This window comes from Microbacterium protaetiae, assembly GCF_004135285.1.
GTDB classification, from domain to species: Bacteria; Actinomycetota; Actinomycetes; order Actinomycetales; family Microbacteriaceae; genus Microbacterium; species Microbacterium protaetiae.
The window spans coordinates 916,710-936,398 of sequence record NZ_CP035494.1 but is presented as its reverse complement, the minus strand read 5'-3'; the positions used below and the strand labels follow the sequence as shown (position 1 = coordinate 936,398).

General features: G+C 66.0%; 18 protein-coding genes and 1 pseudogene. 13 read left to right on the top strand and 6 right to left on the bottom strand.

Going from position 1 to position 19,689, the window contains the following annotated elements; all coding sequences use genetic code 11:
• The 5 genes from ET475_RS04265 to ET475_RS04245 are packed head-to-tail and all read left to right on the top strand — an operon-like array spanning window position 1 to window position 4,984.
• A complete protein-coding gene (locus ET475_RS04265; RefSeq protein ID WP_242497759.1) occupies window positions 1-993 on the top strand; it encodes a fumarylacetoacetate hydrolase family protein in 993 nt (330 codons plus the stop codon).
• A complete protein-coding gene (locus ET475_RS04260) occupies window positions 990-2,123 on the top strand; it encodes an FAD-dependent monooxygenase (RefSeq protein ID WP_129386333.1) in 1,134 nt (377 codons plus the stop codon). Before ET475_RS04265 ends, ET475_RS04260 begins: the two co-directional genes overlap by 4 nt.
• A complete protein-coding gene (locus ET475_RS04255) occupies window positions 2,120-3,133 on the top strand; it encodes an amidohydrolase family protein (RefSeq protein WP_129386331.1) in 1,014 nt (337 codons plus the stop codon). Before ET475_RS04260 ends, ET475_RS04255 begins: the two co-directional genes overlap by 4 nt.
• Window positions 3,126-4,016 carry an MBL fold metallo-hydrolase gene (locus ET475_RS04250; RefSeq protein WP_165310732.1) on the top strand — a complete coding sequence of 297 codons (891 nt, stop codon included), beginning with the start codon at window positions 3,126-3,128 and terminating at the stop codon, window positions 4,014-4,016. Before ET475_RS04255 ends, ET475_RS04250 begins: the two co-directional genes overlap by 8 nt.
• Window positions 4,013-4,984 carry a fumarylacetoacetate hydrolase family protein gene (locus tag ET475_RS04245; protein WP_129386327.1) on the top strand — a complete coding sequence of 324 codons (972 nt, stop codon included), beginning with the start codon at window positions 4,013-4,015 and terminating at the stop codon, window positions 4,982-4,984. The genes ET475_RS04250 and ET475_RS04245 overlap by 4 nt, the downstream gene beginning before the upstream one ends.
• On the opposite strand, the gene ET475_RS04240 is transcribed toward ET475_RS04245, so the two are convergent.
• The 3 genes and pseudogenes from ET475_RS04240 to ET475_RS18380 form a co-directional block, all read right to left on the bottom strand.
• Window positions 4,985-5,164, bottom strand: coding sequence for a hypothetical protein (locus ET475_RS04240; RefSeq protein WP_129386325.1), 180 nt, complete (start codon window positions 5,162-5,164; stop codon window positions 4,985-4,987).
• 72 nt (window positions 5,165-5,236) lie between these two features.
• Window positions 5,237-6,706: a peptide MFS transporter gene (locus ET475_RS04235; protein WP_129386322.1), complete on the bottom strand. Its 1,470-nt coding sequence runs from the start codon at window positions 6,704-6,706 to the stop codon at window positions 5,237-5,239.
• Between the two features lie 200 nt (window positions 6,707-6,906).
• Window positions 6,907-7,062, bottom strand: a pseudogene (locus tag ET475_RS18380) (MFS transporter); the annotation flags it as partial.
• A 103-nt stretch (window positions 7,063-7,165) separates the two neighbouring features.
• On the opposite strand from ET475_RS18380, the gene ET475_RS04225 reads away from it, so the two are divergent.
• From ET475_RS04225 to ET475_RS04190, 8 genes are all read left to right on the top strand, one after another.
• Entirely contained in the window at window positions 7,166-7,885 is a 720-nt protein-coding gene (locus ET475_RS04225; RefSeq protein ID WP_129386320.1) for a GNAT family N-acetyltransferase, read from the top strand.
• A 262-nt stretch (window positions 7,886-8,147) separates the two neighbouring features.
• The gene (locus tag ET475_RS04220; RefSeq protein WP_129386318.1) at window positions 8,148-8,549 is read left to right on the top strand and encodes a hypothetical protein; all 402 of its coding nucleotides are present in this window, start codon (window positions 8,148-8,150) and stop codon (window positions 8,547-8,549) included.
• Window positions 8,550-8,947: 398 nt separating this feature from the next.
• Window positions 8,948-10,081, top strand: a complete 1,134-nt coding sequence (gene menC / locus ET475_RS04215; RefSeq protein WP_129386316.1) for an o-succinylbenzoate synthase — start codon at window positions 8,948-8,950, stop codon at window positions 10,079-10,081.
• A gap of 48 nt (window positions 10,082-10,129) precedes the next feature.
• Window positions 10,130-10,753 carry a nucleotidyltransferase domain-containing protein gene (locus ET475_RS04210; protein WP_129386314.1) on the top strand — a complete coding sequence of 208 codons (624 nt, stop codon included), beginning with the start codon at window positions 10,130-10,132 and terminating at the stop codon, window positions 10,751-10,753.
• The gene (locus ET475_RS04205; RefSeq protein WP_129386312.1) at window positions 10,750-11,160 is read left to right on the top strand and encodes a hypothetical protein; all 411 of its coding nucleotides are present in this window, start codon (window positions 10,750-10,752) and stop codon (window positions 11,158-11,160) included. Before ET475_RS04210 ends, ET475_RS04205 begins: the two co-directional genes overlap by 4 nt.
• A 164-nt stretch (window positions 11,161-11,324) precedes the next feature.
• Window positions 11,325-12,641, top strand: a complete 1,317-nt coding sequence (locus ET475_RS04200) for an alpha-hydroxy-acid oxidizing protein (protein WP_129386310.1) — start codon at window positions 11,325-11,327, stop codon at window positions 12,639-12,641.
• Window positions 12,642-12,799: 158 nt separating this feature from the next.
• Window positions 12,800-13,120 carry a nucleotide pyrophosphohydrolase gene (locus ET475_RS04195; protein ID WP_129386308.1) on the top strand — a complete coding sequence of 107 codons (321 nt, stop codon included), beginning with the start codon at window positions 12,800-12,802 and terminating at the stop codon, window positions 13,118-13,120.
• Entirely contained in the window at window positions 13,107-14,837 is a 1,731-nt protein-coding gene (locus ET475_RS04190) for a DUF2075 domain-containing protein (protein ID WP_129386306.1), read from the top strand. The genes ET475_RS04195 and ET475_RS04190 overlap by 14 nt, the downstream gene beginning before the upstream one ends.
• Window positions 14,838-14,849: 12 nt before the next feature.
• Here ET475_RS04190 and ET475_RS04185 read toward each other — a convergent pair whose 3' ends face one another.
• The 3 genes from ET475_RS04185 to ET475_RS04175 are packed head-to-tail and all read right to left on the bottom strand — an operon-like array spanning window position 14,850 to window position 19,682.
• A complete protein-coding gene (locus ET475_RS04185) occupies window positions 14,850-17,393 on the bottom strand; it encodes a DEAD/DEAH box helicase family protein (RefSeq protein WP_129386304.1) in 2,544 nt (847 codons plus the stop codon).
• Window positions 17,386-18,993, bottom strand: coding sequence for an Eco57I restriction-modification methylase domain-containing protein (locus ET475_RS04180; protein WP_129386302.1), 1,608 nt, complete (start codon window positions 18,991-18,993; stop codon window positions 17,386-17,388). The genes ET475_RS04185 and ET475_RS04180 overlap by 8 nt, the downstream gene beginning before the upstream one ends.
• The gene (locus tag ET475_RS04175; RefSeq protein WP_242497758.1) at window positions 18,990-19,682 is read right to left on the bottom strand and encodes an N-6 DNA methylase; all 693 of its coding nucleotides are present in this window, start codon (window positions 19,680-19,682) and stop codon (window positions 18,990-18,992) included. Before ET475_RS04175 ends, ET475_RS04180 begins: the two co-directional genes overlap by 4 nt.
• Window positions 19,683-19,689 lie beyond the last annotated feature (7 nt).

The window sequence follows — 19,689 nt, the reverse complement described above, 5'->3', positions numbered from 1 at the left end:
GTGCACACCGATCGATTCGACGCCCCGTTCGCGCTGGGCCGCCGGCGCGACGGGGCAGTCGTGCGCTCCATCCTCGTCACGGGTGACCGCTTCCGCGATCTGGCCGCGCAAGAGCTCGGCGCCGCCGGCCTGAATGCGTTCCTGGCCGAGCCTGACTGGGACCGCCTCGCCGCACTCGCCGAGGCCGATGGTGAATGGATGCCGCTGGCCGATGCCGTGCTGACATCTCCGGTCGTACCGCGCCAAGTGCTGCAGACCGGCGCCAACTACCGGCAGCACGTCATCGAACTGATCGCCGCCGGCCTCACGCAGAACACCGATCGCACCCCGGGCGAGGCCCGCGCGGATGCCGCCCGCATGATGGATGATCGCGCCGCACACGGCGAGCCGTATTTCTTCATCGGCCTGCCCGCGTGCGTGGTCGGCGACGATGTGCCTCTGAGGCTTCCGTCTTACAGCGACGTGCACGACTGGGAGCTTGAGCTAGCCGTCGTGATCGGCCGCGAAGCGTTCCGCGTCTCGCGCGAGGATGCGCTCGACCATGTCGCCGGGTACACGATCTGCAATGACATCACCACGCGCGATCTGGTCTTCCGCAAAGACATGAAGGAGATCGGCACAGACTGGTACCGGGCCAAGAACGCTCCTGGGTTTCTGCCGACCGGCCCGTTTCTCGTGCCCGCGCCGTTCGTCGACGGCTCGGATGTGAGCCTTCGGCTTGAACTGAACGGGCGGGTGATGCAGGATGCCTCGACCGCCGATCTGCTCTTCGACCTGCCGGCGCTCATCGCGGGCGCCTCGCAGACCATGCCGCTGCTGCCCGGCGACCTGCTGCTGACCGGTAGCCCCGCCGGCAACGGCCAGCACTGGAAGAGGTTCCTGCGAGGCGGCGATGTGATGACCGGCAGCATCCAGGGACTGGGTACCCAGGTCGTCCGCTGCGTCGCCGAGACCCGCCCCAGCCCGACCGAGAACAGAGAGGTTCCGTCATGACCGCCGTATCGAAAGCCGCCGTCATCGGTGCCGGAATCGCCGGCTTGGCCGCGGCTATCCGGCTGGCCCGTGCCGGCGTCGCCGTCGACGTGTTCGATGCCCAGCCCGAACTGAGCGCGCTCGGATCGGGCATCACCCTGCAGGGCAACGCCCTGCGCGTGCTGGATGCGCTCGGCGTGTGGGAAGACGTGCGCGTCGCCGGTTACCCGTTCGAAGGACTCACATTGCGCGCGCCCGGTCCCGACGCGCCAGTGGTCGCCGAGCTGCCCGATGTGAAGACCGGGGGTCCGGACTACCCGGCAGGCATGGGAATGTACCGCCCCGACCTGGCGAGGATCATGCTCACCCACGCCGAGCGCGCCGGTGTCACGGTGCGCTTCGGCGCCCGGGCCAGCGGCATCCAACACCACGGCGACGACGTGGAGGTCTCCGTCGACGACGCGGCGATCGGCCGCTACGACCTCGTGATCGGGGCCGATGGCCTGCACTCGACGGTGCGCGCGCTCATCGGCATCGACGCGACGCCGCAGCAGACCGGAATGGGCATCTGGCGCTCCTTCGTGTCGCGGCCGGCCGAGGTGCAGCGGACGGAGTTGTATTACGGAGGCCCTGTCTACATCGCCGGGTACACCCCCACCGGTGACGACACCATGTATGCCTTCCTGGTCGAGAAGGCACAGGACCGGTCCGGCGTCAGCGATGCCGAGGCCACGCAGGTCATGCTCGGCGAGTCGCAGGCCTACCAGGGACCGTGGAACGCCATCCGCGCCGACTTGGCCGCCGGCGCGCGCGTGAACTACACCTGGTTCACGCAGCATCTCGTCGAGGCACCGTGGAACCGCGGCCGGGTTGTCATCATCGGCGACGCCGCGCATTCCTGCCCTCCCACCATTGCGCAGGGAGCCGCGCAGGGACTCGAGGACGCCTTCGTGCTCACCGAGCTGCTGCGGGATCGGGATGCTGTGGACCAGACGCTCTGGGACGAGTTCCACGCGCGCCGCCTGCCGCGTGCCCGGGCGGTGGTCGACGCTTCTGTGCAATTGGGCCAATGGCAGATCGACGGGGTGCGTGACGCCGACATGGGCGGGCTGATCTTCGGCATCGCCCAGCAGATGGCGCAGCCGGCATGACCGTCATCGACGTGCACGCGCATGTGCTTCTGCCGGGGCTGCAGGACGAAGTGCGCCGACGCGCCCCCGAGGGATTCGCCGCCGCCGCGGCCCTCGATCACAAGCGCAACGGCGCAGCCAGTCAGGCCGTGTCGGGGCCGATGGTGGGAGCGCGCGTCCCGAAGCTCACCGACGTCGGCGCACGGCTGGCTGCGATGGATGAGCAGGGCGTGGACCGGCAGTGGGTCAGCCCCTCACCCAGCCACTACTATCCCTGGGCCGGCGAGCAGCTCGCGGTGTGGACGGCGTGCGAGGCGAACAGGCTTGTCGCCGATCATGTGGCCCAGGCGCCTGATCGGATGACCGGGCTCGGGCTTGTACCGCTGCAGCATCCCTCTCGCGTCCTGGAGTGCCTCGACGACGCCGTGCTCGGCCGGGGCCTGGCCGGCGTCGAGATTTCGTCCTTCGCCGGCGACGTCGAGCTGTCCGACCAGCGCCTAGAACCGTTCTGGACGCGGGCCGAAGAGCTGGGCGCGATGCTGTTCCTGCACCCGTTCGGCTGCAGTCTTGACGAGCGCCTCGACCGCTTCTACCTGGCCAACACGGTGGGCCAGCCGGTCGAGAATGCCGTCGCGCTCTCGCACCTGATCTTCGCGGGCGTTCTGGACCGGCATCCCGATCTGAAGATCATCGCCGCGCACGGCGGCGGCTACCTGCCCACCTCGATCGGGCGGTCTGACCATGCCTGGCGGGTGCGACCCGACGCCCGGGTCTGCGCGCACGAGCCGTCGAGCTACCTGCGTCGCATCTGGTTCGACACCGTGGTGCACGATCCTGGTGTGCTGCGGAACCTGGTGGAGGTCGTCGGCCCATCGCAGGTCGTGCTCGGCAGCGACTTCCCGTTCGATATGGGGCCTGACGACCCGGCCGGCTTCGTGCGCGGATCGGGCCTGGACGATCAGGCAGTGGCGGCCATCCTCGGCGAGAATGCCGCCAGGCTTGCGCACGAGAAAGGCACGGTCCATGGCTGAGCTGATGCACCGCATCGCCGACGGCGTGTGGGCGTACATCCAGCCTGACGGAGGCTGGATGGTGAACAACATGGGCGTGATCACCGGTCGTGACGGATCGACGATCGTCGACGTCACCTCGACCGAGGCGCGCACGCGCGCCTTCCTCGAAGCGGTCGCAGCCGTGACGGATGAACCCGCTCGCCGCCTCGTGCTCACCCACGCGCATCCCGACCACTGCATGGGCGCATCGCTGCTGCCCGATGTCGAGGTGATCGCCCACCGCGGCGCCGCCGACGAGTTGCGCGCGCCAGAGCCACCCGCGCCACACATCTTCGAACCGTTCGAGCAGGGCGATGTGCATCCGCGGATTCCCACCGTCGTGTTCGAAGACGCCGTGACGATCACCCCGGCCGAGAACCCCGTCGAGGTACGACACCCGGGCGGCCCCGCGCACACCCGCGGCGACTCCTACGTGTGGCTTCCCGAGCAGCGGGTACTCTTCGCTGGCGATCTGGTTTTCAGCGGGGGAACGCCGTTCGCCCTGTCAGGATCGCCCGCCGGATGGCTGCGCGCACTCGAGCAGATGGCTCGCCTCGAGCCCGAGGTCGTCGTCCCGGGGCACGGGCCGATCGGCGGGGTCGAGCTGTTCGCGCCGGTCGCGGACTATCTGCGCTTCGTGATCGAAGCCGCAGCCGAAGCGCACCGGCGCGGTCTCTCGCCACTCGAAGCCGCGCGAGCGCTCGACCTCGGCGCGTTCGCCGGACTGCTCGAGCCTGAACGCATCGCCGGCAACCTTCATCGTGCCTTCGCCGAGCTCGACGGTGCTGAGCCCGACATGGACGCCGCCTGGCAAGACATGTACGAGTACAACGGATCGCACTCCCTGGAGGTGCACGCATGAGAATCGCTCGCTGGACGGTGACGGACCTGATTCACGACGGCTTCGTGATCGACGACCGCGTCGTCGAGTTCCCCGACGGTCTGACCGTCGCAGATGTTCTCGCGCGGGGCCTGTCGGCGACCGGTGAGCTGTACGAGCGGGTGCGGGATGCCGCGGCCACGCCGCTGGCGGACATCCGCCTACTCGCCCCTCTCGTCCCCGCCGCGGTCCGCGACTTCGTCGCGTTCGAGGAGCACGTCGAGGGTGTCAGCGCCGGCGTGGAAGGCAAGAGCGACGTCGCCCCGGAGTGGTATGAGGCGCCCACCTTCTACTTCACGAACCCGCACACGATTCTCGGCCCCGACGAACCCGTGTCACCGCCGGTGACCGAACGACTCGACTTCGAACTCGAACTGGCCGCGGTGATCGGCGCTGCGCCGGGCGTCGGACAAGCGAACCTGACCGCCGGTGACGCGGCATCCGTCATCTTCGGCTACACGATCATGAACGACTGGTCCGCGCGCGACCTGCAGGGGCGCGAGATGAAGGTGCGGCTCGGGCCGGCCAAGGGTAAGGACTTCGGCATGAGCCTGGGCCCGTGGATTGTCACGGCGGACGAGCTGGCGCCGTATCTCGACGCCGACGGCTTTCTCGCGGTGCGTGCCGAGGTGTACGTCAACGACGAACTCGTCGGCGAAGATCTGGTGTCGAACATGGGATGGCCGTTCCCCGAGCTGGTCGCCTATGCCTCGCGCAACTCCTGCGTCGTGCCCGGCGACGTGCTCGGCTCGGGCACCGTTGGCAACGGTGGATGCCTCGGCGAGCTGTGGGGGCGCAACGGTTCGCTCACTCCCCCGCCGCTGCAGACCGGCGACATCGTGCGCATGGTCGTCGAGGGCGTCGGCGAACTCGTCGGCGCCGTGGGGGCGCACGTTGCGGCACCGCAGCTGCCGAGGGCGCGCACGCGCACCAGGGCTCGGCGTCGGTGACTACTGGTCGTCGTCGGTCTGAGAGGCGAGCCGGTCGGCTTCCGCGCTGTCGATGAGGTCGTCGTTGGCGTCCTCGTCGAGCACCTCGTCACCGTCCGCGTCTTCGCGGACCGGTTCTTCTTCGTGCGGGTCGCCGTTGTCGTCGAACGGCAGCGGGGGAGGGAATGCTCCGGTAGACATGGCGTCTCCTTTCGTCGCTGCGCCGACGATACGTCGCCCGGCGCTCGTCGGCGGCGGCCTTGACAACGAGTCCTAGCGCACGCCCTTCATCAGCTTCAGAACGGGTTTGGCTCCCAGCCACAGCCCGATGCCGACGAGCACGGCAATGCCGCCGAGGATCGCGAAGTACGGCACCTCGTTGTTCGGATCGTAGAACTGCACGAGCCAGCCCGAGATGGCGGTGCCGAGCGCGACGGAGAGGAAGAACAGCGCCACCATCTGCGTCTGGAACGATGCCGGGGCCAGCTTGGTCGCCACCGACAGTCCGACCGGTGAGAGTAGCAACTCGGCCACGGTGAACACGAACAAGATGCCCACGATGGCCAGCAGCGGCGTCGAGTTCGGCCCGCCACCGGCGAATGGCAGGAACAACAGGAACGCGCCGCCCATGATGATCGCCGCCAGCGCGAACTTCACCGCGGTGGGCGGCTGCCGGTGACCGAGCTTCGTCCAGATCGCCGCGAAGACGCCGGAGAGAACGATGATGAACACCGGGTTGATCGACTGCACCCACGAGACCGGCATCTCCCAGCCGAACAGGTTGCGATCCAGGCGCTTGTCGGAATACACCGTGAGCACCGTGAACTGCTGCTGGTACAGCGACCAGAACGCGACGCTGGTGATGAACAGCGGCAGGAACCCCCACACCCGCGACCGTTCGGTGGCGTCGATGCGGCGGCTGGAGAGGATCACCGCGAAATAGGCGATGGCAGCGACCACCGTGCCCACGATCACGATCGTCGAGAGGTTGTCGGCGCGGATCACCCCCACCAGCACAAGCGCGGCGATGACCACGATCGCGGCCACCGCGATGACGGCCACCCACACGTATCGGTTGCGCGGCAGCGGGTTGGGCACGTGCCGCGCCGCCTCGGGCAACTGCTTGCGCCCGAACGAATACTGCAGCAGCCCGAGCGCCATGCCCACGGCGGCCAGTCCGAATCCGAAGTGGAATCCGATCGTCGACTGCAGCAGCCCGGTCAGGATCGGGCCGAAGAAGGCGCCGAGGTTGATGCCCAGGTAGAACAGCGAGAAGCCGGCATCGCGGCGGTCGTCGTCGGTGCCGTACAGGGTGCCCACCACCGATGTCGCGTTGGCCTTCAACCCGCCCGAGCCGAGCGCGACCAGCACCAGGCCGACGCCGACCCCGGCGACGCCGGGGATCAGGGCGAGGGCGATGTGCCCGGCCATGATGACGATGGCACTGAAGAACAGCACGCGCTCTGACCCCAGCATCCGGTCGGCAATCCATGCGCCGAGGATCGTCGACAGATACACCGCGCCGCCGTAGGCGCCGACGATGCCCCCGGCCACTCCTTCGTCGATGCCCAGCCCGCCGCGTGTGACCGAGTAGTAGAGATAGATGAGCAGAATGCCCTGCATGCCGTAGAAGCTGAACCGCTCCCACATCTCCACACCGAACAGGTGGGCCAGCGCCCAGGGCTGCCCGAAGAAGCGGGTGTCGGTGCTGCCGTGCGAGACTTCGGTTTCCGACGTGCTCATGGGTCAACGGTAGCGATGTGCGCCCCGCCGCGCGCCCCCTTTGTCGGACGGCTATTGCGGGAGAGAGGGATGCCGCTCTGCGGCATCCCTCGCGGTGGGAATGAAAAGCGCCACGACGAGGGCGATCGTGGCGGCCGCCCCGCCGAGCACGAACGACAGCTGGAATGCCGCGGGCGTGGGAACCTGCGCGTCGCCGTGCGCGACGGCATGACCACCAGGCTGGCCGCCAGCAGCGACAGACCGAAGCCGGCGCCGGTGTCGGCGGGCAGCTCGAGGATCTGCGGGTACACCACGTTCGACGCGAAAAGCGAGAAGCCCATGGCGATCGAGGCGATGTCGGTCAGCAGCACGGGGCGGCCACGATGGCACCTTGCCGCGGCATCCGGCTGAGACGTCGGCGGACGCTGTCGTCTGGGCTCATCGATTCAGGTTAATGGCTCGCAGTGCGACACTGAGTGCATGGTCGAGCTCTCGTCGCAGACGCCCCACGGTATTCGCATCGAGCCGCTGCAGACGGTCGCGGACGTCTTCGCCGCGTCTGAGGTGCTCAGCGACGTGTGGGGTGGTGACCGGTCGGGCATGCCGCCGAATCTGTTGCGCGCGCTCGCGCATGCGGGCAATTATGCCGTCGGCCTGTTCGACCGAGAGCGGATGATCGGGGCATCCGTCGCCTTCTTCGCGGCGCCGGCCGCACGGTCGATGCACTCGCACATCACCGGCATCCTGCCCGAGTATCGCGGGCACGAGCTGGGCCGCGCTCTCAAACAGCACCAGCGCGAGTGGGCGCTGGCGCGCGAGGTCGGTCAGATCACCTGGACGTTCGACCCGCTCGTCGCGCGCAACGCGCACTTCAATCTTCGTGTGCTGGGCACCCGCGTCACCGAGTACCTCGTCAATCATTACGGCGCCATGGACGATGGGGTCAACCGCGGTGACGAGTCCGACCGGCTTCTGGTGACCTGGGTGCTGGCCGCCCCGCCGGTGCCGACGCCCGACGACGCCGATGTCGTCGCGGCGGTGCAGGTTCCGCGCGATGTCGAGTCGCTGCGGCGGGATGCGCCGGCCGAAGCCGCGGCCTGGCGGCTGCGCGTGCGCGAGGAGTTCGAGGAGTGCCGGCTCGAGGGCCTGGCGTGCCGCGGCTTCGACGACGTCCGCGGCTACCTGTTCACCCGCCCCTGACCCGCCGCTCTCTCTTCTCCTTCTTCTTCTTCTCGCCGAGTTGTCCCCAGGTTGCGCGAGTTGCCCCTGGGTTGCACGAGTTGCCCTCGGGTTGCCCGAGTTGTCCTCGGGTTGCCCGAGTTGTCCACTTGTTCGCCAGCTAGGGAGTCGTCCCTGGGTTCCCCGAGTTGTCCACTTGTTCCCCGAGTTGTCCAGTTGTTTGCGCGAGTTGTCCTCGGGTTGCACGAGTTGTCCATCCCCTCGTGTCTCGTAGGGTGGTCAGATGCTTCCTTCGGACTGGACTGCCCACCGCCGCGATGATGGCGAACTCGTCGGATGGATCCGCCCGGCCGGGCAGGAGTGGGTCGCCGTCGACCTGCTCGGGCGTGAGGCATCCGCCCCTGTCGATTGGCTTGAGGCCGAAGCCGCGCTCGAAGCGCGCGGGATCGGCTGGCTCGCCGACATCTGGATGCTGGAAAGAAAGGATGCTGCGCCCCTGCGCGTACGCATGGTCGAGGTCACACCCGACCATGTCGTCGTGCAAACCGACGACTTCGGCGCCATCGATGCACCGGTGGAGCGATTCGAACTCGAGTGGCCGGCGCCCGCAACGTTGCGTCCCCGGCGCGATGGTGACCCTGATGGGCGTGTCATCTTCCCTCCCGGGGACAACTCGCGCAACTGAGGGGCAAGTCGCGCAACCCGAGGACAACTCGGGCAACCCAGGGACAACTCGGGGAACAAGTGGACAACTCGGCGTTGGGGCGGGGACAGGTCGCGCAACTGAGGGGCAGGTCGCGCAACGCGGGGGCAACTCGGCGTTGCGGTGGGGACAGGTCGCGCAACTGAGGGGCAGGTCGCGCAACGCGGGGACAGGTCGCGCAACGCGGGGGCAACTCGGCGTTGCGGTGGGGACAGGTCGCGCAACGCGGGGACAGGTCGCGCAACGCGGGGACAACTCGGCGTTGCGGTGGGGACAAGTCGCGCAACGCAGGGACAACTCGGCGCGGGGGTGGGGGCAAGTCGCGCAACGCGGGGACAACTCGGCGGTGGGGCGGGGCAGGTCGCGCGTAGCCTGAGGGCATGCCGATCGCACAGGCCGCAGCATCCCTCACCCTCGACGGCGTCGAGCTGCGTGTGCTGCACATTCCGCTCGTCGCGCCGTTCACCACCTCGTTCGGCACCGAGTCGGTGCGCGAGGTCATCATCGTGCGCGCGCTCACGCCCGACGGCGACGGATGGGGCGAGATCGTCACGAGCGCCGCGCCGCTCTATTCGAGCGAGTACACGCAGGGCGCGTGGGACGTCGCCCAGCGCTTCCTGATCCCGGCGCTCCTCGACGCGCACACCGTTGCACCCGAACAGGTCGCCGGTATTCTCGAGCCGTTCGTCGGCCACCGCATGGCCAAGGCCGGCCTCGAACTGGCCGTGCTCGACGCGGCGCTGTGCGCCCAGGGACGTCCGCTCGGCCAATACCTCGGTGCGACCGTCGACCGCGTTCCCTCCGGCGTCTCGGTCGGCATCCAGCGCGACCCGCAGGCGCTCGTCGACACCGTCGCGGCGTACCTCGACGAAGGCTACGTGCGCATCAAGATCAAGATCAAGCCCGGCCGCGACATCGCCGAGACCGCCGCCGTGCGCGACGCGTTCGGCACCATTCCGCTGCAGGTCGACGCGAACTCCGCCTATACGTTGGCCGACATCGACACCCTCGCCGAGCTCGACCGGTTCGATCTGCTGCTGATCGAACAGCCCCTCGCCGAAGACGACATCGTCGACCACGCGACTCTCGCGGGGCGCCTGCGCACGCCGATCTGCCTCGACGAGTCGATCACGTCGCAGAAAGCCGCCGCCGACGCGCTCGCGCTGGGCGCGGCATCCATCATCAACATCAAGGCCGGCCGCGTCGGCGGATATCTCGAGGCCGTCCGCATTCACGATCTGTGCCGGGATGCCGCAATCCCGGTGTGGTGCGGAGGGATGCTCGAGACCGGCCTGGGCCGCGCCGCCAACGCGGCGCTGGCCGCGCTGCCCGGCTTCACGCTGCCCGGCGACGTGTCAGCGTCGAACAGGTTCTACGCGCGTGACATCGTCACCGAGCCCGCGGAACTGGTCGACGGCCACATCGCCGTGCCCACCGGCCCGGGGCTGGGCGTCGAGGTCGACCCGGTTGCACTGGACGACTTCACCGTCGAGCGGGTCGTGGTGCGGCGCTGAGCAACACCGGTCGTTCCATATTCGTGACAATCGTGCCAGAATCGTCACATGAACCTCAGTGAGCCGCTCGATGGCCTGACCTCGATGGTCGAGGCTGCCGTGCTGCGGGTTCTCGCACGCGCTGACGCGGGGTTCTCCGGACGGCAGGTGCATACCTTGGCAGGAGTCGGCTCGACGTCGAGTGTGCACCGTGCGCTGGGGCATCTCGTTCGCGTCGGCATCGTGACGGCTGAGTCGCGGCCACCCGCGATCATCTATCGCGCCAACCGCGAGCATGCGCTGTGGCCGGTCATCGAATCGGGCCTGGGCGCACGGGCACGCGTCTTCGACGGCATCCGCCACTTCTGTGAGCACGACCTGCCCGAGGATCTCGATCTCACGGTCGTCGTGTACGGGTCGGTGGCACGTCGCGAGTCCACTCTCGAGTCGGACGTCGACCTGTTCGTGGTGTACCCCGACGGCATCGATGACGACGCGCGAGCAGAATTCAGCTATATGCTCGCCAGCCATGTCCAGCGGGCCACCGGCAATGAGACCCAGGTGTACTCGGTCGAACGCGCAGAGGCGGTGCAGCGTCTGTCCGAGGATGATCCGCTCGTCGCCAATGTCGTGGAAGACGGCATCCTCGTCTTCGGCCCGCCGCTGAAGAGCCTCACGAGGAGTGCGGCGTGACTCCGAGGATCAGCCCTCGCCGCCAGCCTATGGATGCTGCCGCCGTGCGCATTCGGCTCAACGATGCACGCACCCGGCTTGAGTCCGCAGAATTGCAGCTCGGCGGCTCGAGCCCCCACGAGTGGAAGCACGCCGCTGAGATCGCGATCAGCGCGGGAATCGCGGCGAGTGACGCGGCATGCGGGCATGTGCTCGGGTACAAGATCGCAGCTGAGTCTCACACCGATGCCGTGGCTGCGCTGCGCGAAGCGTCGAGCGCCTCGACGGCGAAGCACCTGAGCACGCTGCTCGATGAGAAGTCCGCACAGTCGTACGGTGACCGCCTCCCCTCGCACACGCAGGCGTCGCGGCTTGTTCTCCACGCACAGCGGCTGCTCGAGGCGGCTGAAACCATCGTCAGCAGCTGAGGCGTGAGCTCCGCCGGTCTCATCGATCGTCGAAACAAGGGAATCGCGTCGAGAAGAGTGACAACGTCCTGGGTTTCGACGCGAACCCTCGGTTTCGACGAGGCCCACGGGCATCGCGCACTCCTGCAGCGGAACCATGCACCGACCCGCCATAGGCTGTCGGCATGAGCACCGTCGCTCCCGAAGACCCGGCCGCCGCGACCCGCGGCATCGGCCGTAAGACCCAGTCCGACATCTACCGCGCCGGCATCTCCGGAGCGCGGCCCGTCGTGCCCGCCGATCCTGGCCGGCTCGAGGCTGCCGCCCGCAAGGCGCTGAGCGCCGAGGCGTTCGCCTACGTCGCCGGCGGTGCCGGAGCCGAGCGCACCGTGGCCGCCAACCGCGCGGCTTTCGACCGCTGGCAGGTGTGGCCGCGTCCCCTACGCGACGTGTCCGCGCGTGACTTGTCGACGAGCTTCCTCGGAGTGCACCGCCCCCATCCGCTGCTGCTGGCACCGCTCGGGGTCATGGAGCTCGTGCACCGCGACGCCGACCTCGCTATCGCGCGGGCCGCGGCATCCCTCGGTCTTCCGCATGTGCTGAGCAATCAAGCGTCGTTTCCGATGGAAGAGATTCGGGATGCCGCGCCCGGCGCGGCGCGGATGTTCCAGCTGTACTGGTCGAGCAGCGATGACCTCAACGCGTCGCTGCTGCGGCGCGCCGAGGCATCCGGGTGCGAGGCGATCGTCGTCACGGTCGACACACATCTGCTGGGCTGGCGCACGCGTGACCTCGATCTGGCCTACCTGCCATTCACGCGCGGGTTGGGTATCGCGCAGTACACGAGTGACCCGGTGTTCCAGCAGCTCGTGCGCGAACGGGCATCGGCTGCCGGCCCCGCGGAGTCGGTGCGCATCACGCCGAAGGCGATCGCCGCTGGCGTCTCGATCGCGCGCAAGGGCGCGGCGCTCACCGGCGCCGGCCTGCGCGATAGTCTGCGCTCGCCGCTGCCGCGGGCGGCGGTCGAGACCTTCCTCGATGTGTTCTCTACCCCGGCGCTCACGTGGGATGACCTCGCCCGCGCCCGCGAATGGACCACGCTGCCGATCATCGTGAAGGGAATCGTGCATCCTGACGACGCCGTGCGGGCAGTGGATGCCGGAGCCGACGGCGTCTGGATCTCCAATCACGGCGGCCGCCAGATCGACGCATCTGTGCCGACCCTCGCGGTGCTGCCCGACATCGCCGATCGCATCGCGGGTCGTGTGCCGATCGTGTTCGACTCGGGCGTGCGTGGGGGAGCGGATGCGTTCATCGCGCTGGCGCTGGGTGCCACGATGGTCGCGCTCGGGCGTCCGTACGCGTTTGGGCTCGCTGTCGCGGGGGAGGCGGGCGTGGCCGCGGTCGTGCGGAACGTGCTCGCCGAGCTCGACATCACGCTGGGGCTGGCGGGGATCACGGCGGTGGCCGATGTGGGGCGCGGCGGGCTGCGCGCGGTGTGATCTGGCTGGTTGAGGAGGCCTGCCCCCGCTCGTTGAGCGAGCGAAGCGAGTCGAGACGCACCATCCTCCCGCTCGTTGAGCGAGCGAAGCGAGTCGAAACGGTCCTGCGATGAAGCCCAGCTGACTCCGCCGTCGTGCCGTGCTGGTACGGTCACAACGTGACGGATGACAACGTGGTGAGATCCCTCAGAGAGTTCGTTGCAGAGCGTGACTGGGCACAGTTCCACTCACCCGAGAATCTGGCGAAGAGCATCGCGATCGAGGGCGGCGAACTGCTGGAGTGCTTCCAGTGGGGGTCGGATGCCGACGCCGAACGCGTGCGCGACGAACTCGCCGACGTGCTCACTTACTGCCTTCTGCTCGCCGATCGGCTGGGAGTGGATCCCGACGAGATCGTGCTCGACAAGCTCGAACGAACCCGTGGGAAATATCCCGTCGAGAAAGCGCGAGGAAGGAGTACAAAGTATGACGCCCTTTAGCATCGAACTTCTCGACTTCGACCGCTCATCCGTCGAACAGTGGGCTGAGCTGAACCCACGTCATCGCAACTGTCCGGTCGTCTACGTCATCGACGGCCCCGGATCGGGAACGGGCGCTGTATACATCGGAGAGACGATCAACGCTGCGGCGCGTATGAAACAACACCTCGACGGCCCGAAGCGTGCGCTGGGCTTGAAGGACGTGCGTGTGGTCGTCGACGACGAGTTCAACAAGTCTGTCTGCCTTGACCTGGAGTCTCATCTCATCCGTTGGTTCGCTGGTGACGGCATCCGTTCTGTTCTCAACGGCAACGAAGGCATCACCGATGCGCAGTACTACCGTCGGGATCGCTACCGCTCGTCGTTCCGGGCCATCTTTGACGAGTTGTACGCGCGTGGCCTTTTCACGCGGTCGATAACTCAGATCGAGAACTCGGATCTGTTCAAACTTTCGCCGTTCAAAGCCCTCACAGAGACGCAGGCGGTGGCTGTCGAGCAGATCCTCGAGTCGCTGGTGGCCGATCTTGACGACCCGGAACGCGTGAGCAGATCGGTGGTTGAGGGGGAGCCCGGCACGGGCAAGACGGTCGTCGCCATTTACCTCATGAAGCTCATCGCCGACATAGGCGACAGCACAGACTCTGACACCGATCCCGACGGGCGATTCTCCGAGTTCTTCGCAACGGGCTACCGGGAGTTGTTCACCGACATACGAATGGGACTCGTCATCCCTCAGCAGTCGCTCCGTGAGTCAGTGAGGCGAGTGTTCAAGAAGACGCCCAAATTGCACGAACGAATGGTGCTGTCGCCATGGGATGTCGCCGATGCAGGCGACCGCTTCGACCTGCTTCTCGTTGACGAGGCGCACCGCCTTAACCAGCGTGCCAGCCAAGGATCGGGACCGATGAATACGAAGTTCGCCGCGGTCAACGAGCGGCTTTTCGGTGCCGACGATGTGCGTTACACGCAGCTCGACTGGATCAGCGCTCGCAGTCGACATCAGGTGTTGTTGATGGATGCCGAGCAGAGCGTGCGTCCTGCGGATCTTCCCCATGAGACCGTCACGGCGATCCTGCGTGAGGCCGGTCGAGAACATCGGCGCTTCCGGTTGATGAGCCAGATGCGGGTGAAAGCCGGCGCGGACTACGTCGGCTTCGTCCGCCGACTGCTACGGAGTGAATCGGTGACACTCCCCGACTTGGGGGAGTATGACCTGAGATTCTTCGACGATGTGGGGGCGATGCGTCGGGAGATCCGACGGATGGATTCCGAGCATGGTCTGGCGCGAATGGTGGCCGGGTACGCGTGGAAATGGCGTTCCAAGAAAGACAAGGACGCGTTCGATATCGAACTTGACGGGGAACAGATGCGGTGGAACAGCGTACCCACCGACTGGATCAGCGCCCCCGGCTCAATCGATGAAGTCGGCTCGATCCACACGGTGCAGGGGTATGACCTCAACTACGCCGGTGTCATCATCGGCCCGGATCTGCGCCGCAACCCGGTCACGGGCGAGATCCACATCGATCGCGCGTCGTACCAGGACCGCAAGGGCAAAGAGAACAACGGATACTCGAAAAAGAAGTACACCGACGACGAGCTGCTCACCTATATTCGCAACATCTACGGCGTGCTGCTCACTCGGGGCATCCGAGGCACCTTTGTGTACGTTTGCGACCCTTCGTTGCGAGAGTGGATGCGGCAGCGGTTGGCGTGACCGGTGTGCGTCTCAGCCGGGCTGATCCACAGCCACAACCGTGTCGTACAGGCCGTAGTGCGTCAGTCCATCGTGTGAGTCGATGCCTGTGTATGAGAGCGAAGCGTCCTCGTACCGACGGAAGGCGAACACGGCCTGGTTCATGTGCCCGGCGTTGAAGACGCCGAGTGAGACGAGCAGGTTGAAGTCTTCGACCGAGAGCCCGGTCACTGCTTTGAAAAGTCCTGGCTCTATCTTGGTGATCACGTCGTAAAGCGTGTTCTCGCGGTAATCCGTGAGGTACATGAACGCGGGGATCCGCGTCGCGAACTTGATCAGCTTTTCTTGGATCTGTTTGCGCTTGGACTTGTACTCCTTCTCCTCCGCCGAGAGTTCCTTCTTCTCGGTTGGGGTGAGGTCGTCGCCCTTCTCCTTCTTCGTCCTGCTGATCGATTCGCTCTTGTTGACGACGGTCTCGAACACGTTCGCTCCGAGTGCCCGGAAGCCTTCGATGTTCATCACCGCGTCCATCGCCTCGGCCGAGCCCATGATCTTCTTCAGCGTCAGGTTGTCGACGTTCACGAGGATCGCCGACTCCCACTTGCGGGCGAGCAGCGTCGCCGAGGTTCCTGACATGGCGATGTCGAGGATGCCGCCGGCGTCCACCTGCGTCATGTTCGAGCCGTCGTAGGCGAGCACCGGCAGGAATTTCACCAGCTCCTCGACCGCATGCTCGGGATTGGGTTCGTCGGGCGCGAGCCCCGTGCCGTATTCGCTGATCTGCCGCAGCGCGCGCGTTGGTGCGAAGTCAAAGACGAAGCAGACCGGCTTGAGGATGTCCTCCGCGTGCGGGTCGTTCCCGTTCGGGTTGCGGATCACCCACGGCGACTGCACGCGGAACGCCGCCTGGAAGTACGACTCGGGCGCGCTGAGGTTGCGCAGCATGAGGATCGATGACCACTGCGGCACCGTCACCCCAGTGGTGAGCTTGCCGACCGTGAGCGTGATGGTCTTCGTGTCGAACCCGCTGCCGATCGCCTTGCGCACTGGAGGCAGGGCATCCAGGCCCACGCCGACGTCCGGCGCCGAAACGTTCACGACCCGGTAGTCGCGCCAATACGCGTTCTGCGGCTCGGCGAGCAGGTTCTTCATCGCCGCGCATGACGCTGTGCGCGGCAGCATCCATATCGAATGCTGCAGGTAAGGGAGCAGTCGCGTGTCTGAATAGGGGAACGGCGGCTTGGTGCCGGCCTTCAGCGCATCGACCTGCGTGGGCAGATACGCGCCCCGAATGATGTCGAGCCACTTCTGCACGTCGTCCTTGTGCACGAACTCGGCTGTGCCTCCGTTGCCTTTCGCCTCGAAGAACGCATTCAGATCGAACTCGTCGAACTCGCCCTGACTCGCGATGGAGATCAGCTCGTCGGGCATCTGGTAGGTCAGCAGCCGCATCTCGGGCAGAGCCGCATACGGGTTCGGCTCACCTGCGTGGTCGACGCTGAATTGCGCTTTCGCGCGCTGCTCGTCGGTGTAGGTCCAGTTGAAGATCTGCTCTTCGATGAACCGGCCTGTCGCGAGGGCCTTGAACGGCGTGCCCGACAGATACAGGTACGCGCCGGCGCGGATCGGGACGAAGGCGTCCTCGTCGTTGGCCTGCACCTCGAGCTCGTCGGCGAACGTCTCCTGCGCATCGCTGAACTCGAGCTTGATCTCCTTCTTGCGAGATGCTTCGTCTTCGCCCTCGAACAGCTCTTTGGCGGTGTCACGCCATGCGCCGAAGTGGTACTCGTCGAACACGACGAGGTCCCACACGACCTCAGTCAGCCATTTGTGCTTTGCCTTGAAGTTGCCGGCGGCGTCGCGGCCGAGAAGATCCTGGAACGAGCCGAAGAAGACGAGTGGATGCTGCGCGTCGACCTTGCTCGGGTCGACACCGGCCTTGTGCGACATGTACGTCCACCCGTCGAAGTCGACGTGCGATTCAAGGTCGGTCTTCCACGAGTCCTCGACGGCGGGCTTGAACGTCACGACCAGCACGCGCTTCGCCTCGAGCTTCTTGGCGAGCTGGTACGCGGTGAAGGTCTTGCCGAAGCGCATCTTCGCGTTCCAGAGGAACTCCGGCACGGCGTCGGAGTCTTCCTTCCAGCGGGATGTGAAGTACCAGTACGTCTTCTCGACCGCGTCGCGTTGCTCGTCGCGCATCGGGAAGTCGAGGTGATGATTGCCCGAATACGCCTTGTTCACGCGGAGCTCTGCGATCGCGGTGCGTACGTCTTCGACGGTGCAGCGCATCCACTCCAGCGTCGTGTTCTCGAAGTGCTTTTCCTTCAGCCGGTCGCGCACCTGGAAATCGGTGAAGAGGCTGCCGTCCGGCCGATCGGCGGGCTCGTCGAGAACGATCTCGAAGTTCTCGATCGCTGCCGTCTTCAACTGCTGCGCGACGCGAGTCTTTACATCCTGTGTCGTCTGACCGACTTTCAGGAGCCCCGCATGCGCGTCGTCGTGGATCGCGTAGGCGTAGATGCGCGGACGACGGGTGTGCTTCTCGGGAAGGAGCTCGTCGATGGGCTTAGGCATCGGCCGGCTCAGTCGACACGTCGTCATCGTGTGCAGCGACTTGCGATTGGAGGAAAGTGATCTCGTCAGGTGCAAGGCCGTACCGCTCGTTGAGCTCCGCATCACTCCACCGTCGGTCGAGGGGCACAGCTGGGACGAAGGAGTAGACATCCCGGTTTGCGTGCTGCGTGATCTTTCTCAGAGACACGAGGAATCTGACGAACCGCGTGCGGAGGTACCTCTCGAGGCAGCGGGCGCTCTCCTCGTCGTCGAACACGCCAGCAAGAATGTAGGTATCAGTGCACGCTGTCCCGGGGCCGGCCACAATTGGTCTACTGAGAAACTTGGTCTCGACGGCCGCACTCGTCCCCTGAGCGGCTGTCATCAGCACCTTCCACTTATCAGTCAGATGTGCGTTCGTGGTGATGCTCGCGCGTTCAACCCACGAGACGCGGCGCGACCCGAATACCTGCACGGGGTTGGAGAGTATTGCCGGATCGACGACGCCGTGGAACGTGGTCGACCACCCAAACGTCTTCCGCGGTGGCATCTTCGACGCGAAGGATGGCTCACCCAACGCCAGCACCTTCTCGAGGATCGAGACTGCCTCGTTTCGGCGCACCAGGACGTCGTAGTCTCCGAGGTACCGCGTTGCGGGTTCGCCGACTTCCTCGCCGTTCATGAAAGTATGCACAACGCAGGGGCCGTCATAATTCGCGTCCCAAAGGAAGTACGAGACACCGCCGCGGATCTTTGCGCTCTCGAAGACATCGTAGAGCTTCGGAAAGTCGACCAACTGTCGAATATGTGTATCGCCGAGCATCTCTTCGCGGAAGTCATCCAGGCCTTTACCACCTGTAAACCAGCGCGACGGCGTGACCATCGACAGCATTCGTGGCTCGAGTGCCAGTGCTTGACGCACGAAGTGCTGATAAATCGGGGTAGCACTCGCGCCGAACCCTGCATCAGCCAGCTGGTATGGCGGGTTCCCAATAATGACGTCGAACTGCACGTCGGCTCCAAACATGCGCGCAAGGCGCGCCTTGATGTCGGTGGTGTGGATGAAGGCGTAGGCGTGAGTCTCCAGCTCGCCCGAACGGTCGTACGCTGCTCTGTTTGCCCCGCAATATGCGCACTTGTCGCCGGCCCACGTGTGCTCGGTGCGCTCGAACCAGATGTTTCCCCAGTCGCGGTCGAACGACATCGCGACCGAGTGCTCGCCCGTGGCATCTTTTGAGCAGTAGACGCTTCGTCGGGCGAGCAGCGCCGTGAGCCGCGTGATCCCGATCCCGTAGACCTGCTTCGTGAGGATGTGATCGACGCGCTTCCAGAGATCAGGGATCTGTTCTGCCAGCCCTTCGGTGAGGCGCCGCGTGATTTCACGGAGGAAGACGCCTGACTTCGTGAACGGATCGAGGAAGGCGACATCAGGATCTTCCCAGATGCTCGCGCCGTCGTGTGCTTCGGCCCAGGCATCGGCCAGAGTGTCGAGCATTTGGTTCGCCAGCTCGGGCGGAGTGAAGACCTCGTCGTTCGAGAGGTTCGCGATACACGTGAGCACATCGGGGTTGTGGCCGCGGAGGGCGAAAGGGGCCCTGTCGTCGATGACGGGGGCGCTCATGCGCCGACCTCTGTCGTTTCGTCTCGCTCCGCTTGTTCAATGACTGGGGGAGCCGTTGCGCCCTCAACGACCGGGGACGCCGTCGCAGCGAGGTCGGCCACGGTCATTTGTGGGTAGGTACGCACCGGCGTGAAGATCTCGTGCTCTTCGAAGTGCGCGAACAGTCCCTCAGACGCGGCGGCGCGCTGCGTGAGGCTGTCGTAGCGGAAGTCACGTCGCTGGTAGCGGCCGCGGCCGAGGTACCCCCACTCGGGGAAGACGATCGGCTTCTCCGTGGCATCCGTCATCTTCAGGGCATCGCCCTGCACGACGTTTGCAGCGAGAACCGCGCGTGCTGCTCGCAGCCACTCATCATCTGTAGAGGGTGAGAGAAACCGGGTGAAAGTACCCATAAGGCTCTCGCGACACTCATTCGTGTTGTCGAGCAGCAACTCGATGCCATACACGCACATCAACGCGAAGAGCGCATAGTGCCGCTTCTCGAAGTCACTTCGGCCATGCCGTTTTCGTACCGCCTCGAGCTTGCGCTCGAGGATCGGCACTAGGAAGTTCCCCGATCCGCACGCCGGCTCAAGGAACCTTGAGTCGATGCGCTCTGTCTCGGGCTTGACCAGGTCGAGCATGTCGTCGACAAGCCATCGTGGCGTGAAAACCTCGCCGTGATCGGACACGCGCTGGCGCGACTTCACGAGTTGC